Origin of the sequence: Desulfobacterium sp. N47 (assembly GCF_051233685.1) — a bacterium.
Lineage (GTDB): Bacteria > Desulfobacterota > Desulfobacteria > Desulfobacterales > RPRI01 > RPRI01.
On sequence record NZ_JBAMMY010000027.1, the window covers coordinates 1 to 6,277 of the forward strand.

Consider the following 6,277-nt stretch of genomic DNA (forward strand, 5'->3'; position numbering starts at 1 on the left):
GCCTGTATCAATAAAAAGGATTCGTCAGCTTAGAAACAATATCCAGAATGAATTGCGTGCCTGTGGAAAAAATACACAGTCTGATAATCGAATTGTCAAAGAACAAACTTTATATGCAAAAACCTAACCGGACACTACTGTGCAGAAATAGGATTTATTGGGAAAAAGCCGTTAAATAAAAAAATTTATGCGGAACCTATATGGAAAGACAGGCTTGTCATTGCAGTTCCCAATACACATCGCTGGAGCAAAAGAAGCTGTATCACTGCAAATGAGCTGATGGAAGAACCATTTGTAACAAGAGAAAAAGGATCAGGAACAAGAGAAGTCCTGGAAAATTATATGAAAGAAAATACCGGTTCAGATTTCCGGCTGAATATTATTGCCGAACTGGGTAGTTCCGAAGCAATCAAAGAAGCGATTATAGCCGGATTGGGCGTTTCTTTTGTTTCGATTCATGCGATCAGGCGGGAATTACAGCAGAAACTTCTTGTTGAGATACCTGTTTCAGGCTGGACGGTTGAAAGGGAGTTTCATGTGATTTATATGAGACAGCTCAAATTAATGCCCCATCAGGAGATATTCTTAAATTTTTGCAAAACAGCGCAACTCGCTTCGTGAAAAGATGCTGTCCCTGCCCAATTTTTGCAACTATCTGCATGTTCATTATTACGCTCCATCCGATGGTGAAGCAGTGCTTTCAAATTTTTCCAGTTATCCAGCTAAAGTTCCATCAACGGGGAATAATTTTGCTGCCTTTTAATATATAAACCTTATCCACGGCACTTTTTAAAAACTCCTGATCATGTGTGATAATAATATAGGTGTTCCCGTACTCTTTCAGGTATCTCAGAAATCTGTCTGTTGTCACATCATCGAGACCGGCAACGGGTTCGTCTATCAAGAAGCATTCCGGGTTCATTGCCACTATGGTAGCAAGAGCTACAAGTCTCTTCTCTCCCCCTGACAGGCGGTGAGTAACCTTTCTCTCAAAACCTTTCAGTCCCAATTTCTCACAGACTTCTCCGACAACCGCTTTTGTCTCTTCTTGAGATTTTCCAAGGTTTAACGGTCCAAAAGCAATATCTTCCTCAACGGTTGGACAAAAAAGCTGGTCATCAGAATCCTGGAACACAAGACCAATCCTTTGCCTGACCTCAATAAAATCCCTTTCCACCTTCCTTGCCTTCTCAAATATTTCAATCTCCCCCGCATCAGGTTTTAAAAGTCCCATTATCAGATGGAACAATGTTGTCTTGCCGGCGCCGTTGGCGCCTGTCAGCCCAACTGTTTCACCTCTTTTCAGGGAAAAATTCAGACCTTCAAACACCTTTTTCCCGTAAGGATAACTGAAATAGAGTTCTTTTATATTTATCACCGTTTCTCCCTGTTTCATCACCGCAAATCTGATCCTCCCTTAAAAAATAGGATATCTGTCAACAAGCCATATCGTAAATGTTATCACGAACATAATCAGACCAAATAATACATCCTCCTTTTTGAGTCTGAAATGACTCATGATATGAAACTTACCGTTGGATCCCCGGCACAGCATTGCACTGTAAATCCTCTGAGACCGCTCATAACTCCTCACGAGAATCATACCTACGAGGTATCCGTATGGTCCTATACGTATGGATATTTGTACCCGGTTGAAAGGATCTGATTGCTATCGCATTTTTCAGTCTTCCATACTCCTCGTGCAGGACGCTTATATAACGGTAGAAGAAAAAAAACAGGTAGATGAGTTTATCCGGCATCTTAAAATGGACAAGAGCATGAGCAAGGGAATTTACCTCCGATGTGCCCAGTATGGCAATTGTTGCAAGAAAAATAGCATTGGCTTTGAGTGTAATAGAAAGGGCATACAAGACACCTTCACGACTCGCCGTTAAAGAAAATATGCTGAAAACAGGATGGCCAGGAGAACTGAAGGGGAGGAAAATCCAGAGCACAAAAATAAAAGTGTTTATCACGACCAGCCTGCCCAAGAGTTTCCTGAAACCGATGCCGGCAAAAGTTATCAGAGAAGCGGAAATGAACAGTCCGGCGAGTGGACCATTTATGTCGCGCATTGACGCAATAGTAAAAACGTAGGGCAGGAAGGTTATAAGCTTAACCCGAGGGTCGAGGCGATGTAAAAAAGAGCTGCCCTCTGCAAATTCCTCAAGATGCATAATCTGCCTTATCTATAAAAAGTCTCTACCTCGCCTGGTTTTGCCGGAGGGGAGTTAATTGCTTTCCTTAAATCTTCTTCTCAGGTACATCGCCACCCCCGTCAACCCTACGATATAACCTATGCCTCCTACGATCTCCGTGATGCCAGGCTTCTCGCTATTTTCCCGTAACTTAACGAGCATCCTCATCACAGGCTGTAACTTACGGTCAACAAACCTTTCCATAGCAGCACATAGGGGTTTTAAGAAGATTGACTTTGAGTCCCTGATTTCTCCTGTTTTCCTCTCTTTAATTTTTCTCCTGCTTCTTTCTCCTCTTGAGCAGGACCCACAGGCTGAAGAGGAACAAAATAATACTGATTCCCACAAAAGCCCTGGTATATTGAGCAACCAATGGTTTTTTGAAAGACTCCATAAAGAGATTCTCTTTTACATTCACCTCGATCTGAACCCTGTGCATCCCGTGCTCGGACTCCCCATATACCTTTATGGCCCATTTCCCCTGCCTGTCGGGAAGGAACGAGACGAACCCGTTTTTATCGGTTCTCCCTTTTTGGTGAGGTATTTTGTCCCCCGGCCCAAATATTTCATAAGAAGAGTAACTTGTCGGGTCATCCTCCGCATAGAATACCCGCACACTGATGCCTTTGTTTTCGACTCGATAATGGATGGAGTGGGCTTCTGCCCCTGAATATGTCAGGAGCAGAAGCATTAAAAACGTATAAAGAAACTTCAACATCACTTAACCTCAAAGACAATATTTGTTGAGAGTGAAAGAGTATCAGCATCGGGGTCGTCTTTCAGGGGAGTCTTATAGCTCGTAGCAATTATCTGGTTCCCGCTCTTTTCAATAACAATGTTAGCTATGCCATCCTTATCAGTAGCCTGATACTCCTTTAATTTTCTTTCATAGGTGCATCCTGCTTTGATTGTAGCACCCTGAAGCGGCTTCCCTTCAAACAGCGCCTTTATTGGGAGTGTTTCTCCAACCTTGATTGCAAATGGGTTTTTCTGAGGTACTATCTCGAGTCTCAAACCAAGAGGTTTCGAGGATACATCACTTGGGCTTAACATGGTTTTAGAATATTTCTGTGATCTAAAGGACTCTATAATCTCAAAATTCCCCTTTGCTTCCCTTTTCGTAAGCCTTTTCCATCCTTCTGTTGTTTTTACCCCGTAGCCACCGTCAAAGAATATACTATGCTTATCCGGTTGACACATACAGATCGAAGAGGTAGACTTCCATCCTGCAGAACTGACAGTGGTGCGAGATTGGGTCGTCCACAGATGCAGAGGGAGACTGCTGATGCGCAAAATCAAAGAGAAGCCCTACGTCACCAACCTTCTGGAGTTCCAGCGGGCGTTCCCGGACGAGCAAGCCTGCCTCGACTACTTGGAGCTGGTGCGTTGGCCTGACGGGTTTACGTGTCCGAAGTGTGACGTCCTCGACGAACCTTACTATATCTCGACCCGACCTCGCGTGCTCGTTTGCCGTTCTTGCCGAGCAGAGACGTCTCTCACGGCTGGCACGATCATGCACAGGACGAAGACGTCCCTTCAGGTCTGGTTCTGGGCCGCGTACCTCGTCACAAGTCAAACACCGGGCATGTCGGCGCTTCAGTTTAAGCGGCAGCTCGGGCTGACCCGATACGAGACAGCGTTCCAGATGCTCCACAAGCTGCGCGTTGCTATGGTCAGGCCGAGCCGAAGCAAGATAGGCGAGGGCGAAGACGTGGACGGCAACCTACAATGCTATTCCGTCGAGTTGGACGAAACCTACGTCGGTGGCCGAACACGAGGCAAGGGGCGCGGTGTCACCGAGAAGGTCGTCGCCGTCGGAGCTGTCGAGGTTCGTATCAGCGAGAAGGAAGACCTTGTCGACGGAGAGTACAAGAAGCGTCGCTATGCAGGGCGGTTACGTATGCGGCTGATCCCGAACCGCGGAAAGGTTGCCCTGACCAAGTTCGCCACCGAGAACATCAAGACTGGTACGACGGTCATGACAGACGACTGGGTGGGGTATGTCGACTTGTGGAAGTGGTTCGACCACGAGGTTGTAATGCCTGACGTCGAGGCAGAAGGGATGACGAAATCGGAACTGCAAGCCGAGAAGGGCGAGCAGATACCACTGATCCACTTGGTGTTCTCGAACTTGAAAACGTGGATACAGGGCACGCACCACGGAGTGAGCCCGAAGCATCTTCAAGCGTATTTGAACGAGTACGTGTTCCGGTTCAACCGGCGCTTCTACCCGATGAGCGGGTTTCACTCGGTGTTGGGCATCGCGATGGAGGTCGAGGGGTCGGAGTACAAAGATCTTTACGGGGACGTATGGGAGCACCCGAACGCGGAAGAACTGTGGGATTTTGATTCGGATTGACAGGCAGACAACGCACCGTCATTCGCACTGCTCCGAACGTGAGCATCCGGCTCCAAGCAGAGGGAGGGGCGGCGCGTATGTGCCAACCGGATAAGCATGGATTCAACTTTGCCCAGACCTCGACAATCATACCTCTCAGGTTAACATTTTTGTCCAACGGTCGCCCAATGTGTCGCTTCGCCACACCCTTGACGACCTTTGTTATTATTGGGACGGAGTTTGCTTTTAGGCGGCATACAAACCAGACTCCAATTTCACTCAGTTGATACAGAAAAGCATGACTGAAGTACCCGAGATCAAATAGAAACAAAGACCCCTTTAATTTATTCAAATCTGGAAGGAATTTGCTGTCGTGTGGCTTTTGAGCGCTAATTTTAATCCATTCTGTGCTTCTTACGCTCAGTCTGTATAGGGCGCTTAATTTTAAGCTGGCAGGGCTGTGATTTTTTCGATTGCCCGGAAATATATCTGATAACCCGGCAGGCAAGCGGACAGGAGATGCATCGTACATAAATACATCCTCAAAGACAGAAAGCCATGAAAGTTTTGAAAGGGCCTTTTCCTGGATATGAAAGGAGAATGTAAGGACAGCTTTTTCAATGAACTCCAAGAGTGTTTTATTTGCGATTCGTTCCCAGAAGCTGCTTCTGGAAACATACTTTCCAGTGTGTGTTATAAAATTTCTATGGGCGTCAGCGATACTCTTCTTTTTTCCACAAACGGAGAAGGTGGTGATTAAAGATACCACGATTTCGAAAAGAGAAATTTTTTTTCCCGCTGGAAGTGATCATTGATGCCTAAAACATTACGCAACCTATTCAACTTATGAACAAAACTCATAATGCACCTCCTTCACCAACTGCTTCTGCATTGATCTTAAGCGCAAAAGTATTAGGCGAAACGCGGATGAACGTCTTTCCGGCATTGATCTTTTTTATTAAAGCAGAGACGATAGAGTCTCTTTCCAAACTGACACCATAGTCTTTTTGAGCAATCTGAATAATTTTTGAAATGTGTATAGGCTGGTCGGAGTTTTGAAGTATGTCTTCGACTATAGTTAGATTTGACGTACGTTTTAGTTTTTGTCCCGGAGGCGCTGTTTTTCGTTGATGGCGATAAACAACCCTAAGCTGGGCTTGCAACAATTCCCGTTTGATTTCCAGATACTTGTCTATGTAAGGCATTTTATCCTCCTTTCAGTGTTGAAATTTGAAAGGAGTATACACCAAACGCCCTGGTATGTCAAGTATTATTTACGTATCTTTTGTGGAATCTTTAGATACTATTTTAGCTTTATTATTCAGGATGTTAAGTAGATTCTGGTATACATTGCGTACGTCTTAACCGATCACCTATGTATCTCAATACTGTTCTGAAAAAGCTTGTCCCACGAACCGTTGTAATTCCCGATATCAAGGCCTGCTACCCGAACCCCACCACCCTGCTTATACTGCACGAATACCTTCAGTTCCTTCCCGCGTTTTGCGATCCCCTTAATGCCGATACCCGTGCCGTCCGCTTCTCCGTGGGGAAGTTCTTTGACGTCCAACTTAAAGCCTATTTCAGATGCCGTCTTTTGAACAGCGCTCCAGATTGTCATCTTATCCACGGCCCAACCGAACATACCTCCGATCTTCTCCGCCACCCGAAAGGTCGTCAGGGACCCTAAGAGGCCAAGCTTGCGATAGATTTCGGGGGCAATCCTCTTCATCGGCTCCAT

The 6,277-nt window shown here is 45.7% G+C and carries 8 protein-coding genes and 1 pseudogene; 2 read left to right on the forward strand and 7 right to left on the reverse strand.

Annotation, left to right across the window (positions count from 1 at the left end; genetic code table 11):
* Nucleotides 1-156 precede the first annotated feature (156 nt).
* Nucleotides 157-621 carry a LysR substrate-binding domain-containing protein gene (locus tag VXK47_RS01145; RefSeq protein ID WP_435546948.1) on the forward strand — a complete coding sequence of 155 codons (465 nt, stop codon included), beginning with the start codon at nt 157-159 and terminating at the stop codon, nt 619-621.
* A gap of 112 nt (nt 622-733) precedes the next feature.
* Here the strand turns inward: VXK47_RS01145 and VXK47_RS01150 are convergent, their stop codons facing one another.
* The 4 genes from VXK47_RS01150 to VXK47_RS01165 all read right to left on the reverse strand — a co-directional run bounded on the left by VXK47_RS01150 (nt 734) and on the right by VXK47_RS01165 (nt 3,398).
* Nucleotides 734-1,378, reverse strand: a complete 645-nt coding sequence (locus VXK47_RS01150) for an energy-coupling factor ABC transporter ATP-binding protein (RefSeq protein ID WP_435546941.1) — start codon at nt 1,376-1,378, stop codon at nt 734-736.
* A gap of 202 nt (nt 1,379-1,580) precedes the next feature.
* Nucleotides 1,581-2,177: an energy-coupling factor transporter transmembrane component T family protein gene (cbiQ, locus tag VXK47_RS01155; RefSeq protein WP_435546942.1), complete on the reverse strand. Its 597-nt coding sequence runs from the start codon at nt 2,175-2,177 to the stop codon at nt 1,581-1,583.
* Between the two features lie 289 nt (nt 2,178-2,466).
* Nucleotides 2,467-2,916 carry a hypothetical protein gene (locus tag VXK47_RS01160; protein ID WP_435546943.1) on the reverse strand — a complete coding sequence of 150 codons (450 nt, stop codon included), beginning with the start codon at nt 2,914-2,916 and terminating at the stop codon, nt 2,467-2,469.
* A complete protein-coding gene (locus VXK47_RS01165) occupies nt 2,916-3,398 on the reverse strand; it encodes a DUF4198 domain-containing protein (RefSeq protein ID WP_435546944.1) in 483 nt (160 codons plus the stop codon). Before VXK47_RS01165 ends, VXK47_RS01160 begins: the two co-directional genes overlap by 1 nt.
* Nucleotides 3,399-3,483: 85 nt before the next feature.
* Between VXK47_RS01165 and VXK47_RS01170 the strand changes: the two genes are divergently transcribed.
* Entirely contained in the window at nt 3,484-4,557 is a 1,074-nt protein-coding gene (locus VXK47_RS01170; RefSeq protein ID WP_435546945.1) for an IS1595 family transposase, read from the forward strand.
* Nucleotides 4,558-4,750: 193 nt separating this feature from the next.
* Here the strand turns inward: VXK47_RS01170 and VXK47_RS01175 are convergent.
* The 3 genes and pseudogenes from VXK47_RS01175 to VXK47_RS01185 form a co-directional block, all read right to left on the reverse strand.
* A pseudogene (locus VXK47_RS01175) lies at nt 4,751-5,068 on the reverse strand (transposase); the annotation flags it as partial.
* Between the two features lie 325 nt (nt 5,069-5,393).
* A complete protein-coding gene (locus VXK47_RS01180) occupies nt 5,394-5,741 on the reverse strand; it encodes an HTH domain-containing protein (RefSeq protein ID WP_435546946.1) in 348 nt (115 codons plus the stop codon).
* Between the two features lie 164 nt (nt 5,742-5,905).
* Nucleotides 5,906-6,277: hypothetical protein (locus tag VXK47_RS01185; protein WP_435546947.1), on the reverse strand; the 372-nt coding region annotated here is incomplete at its 5' end.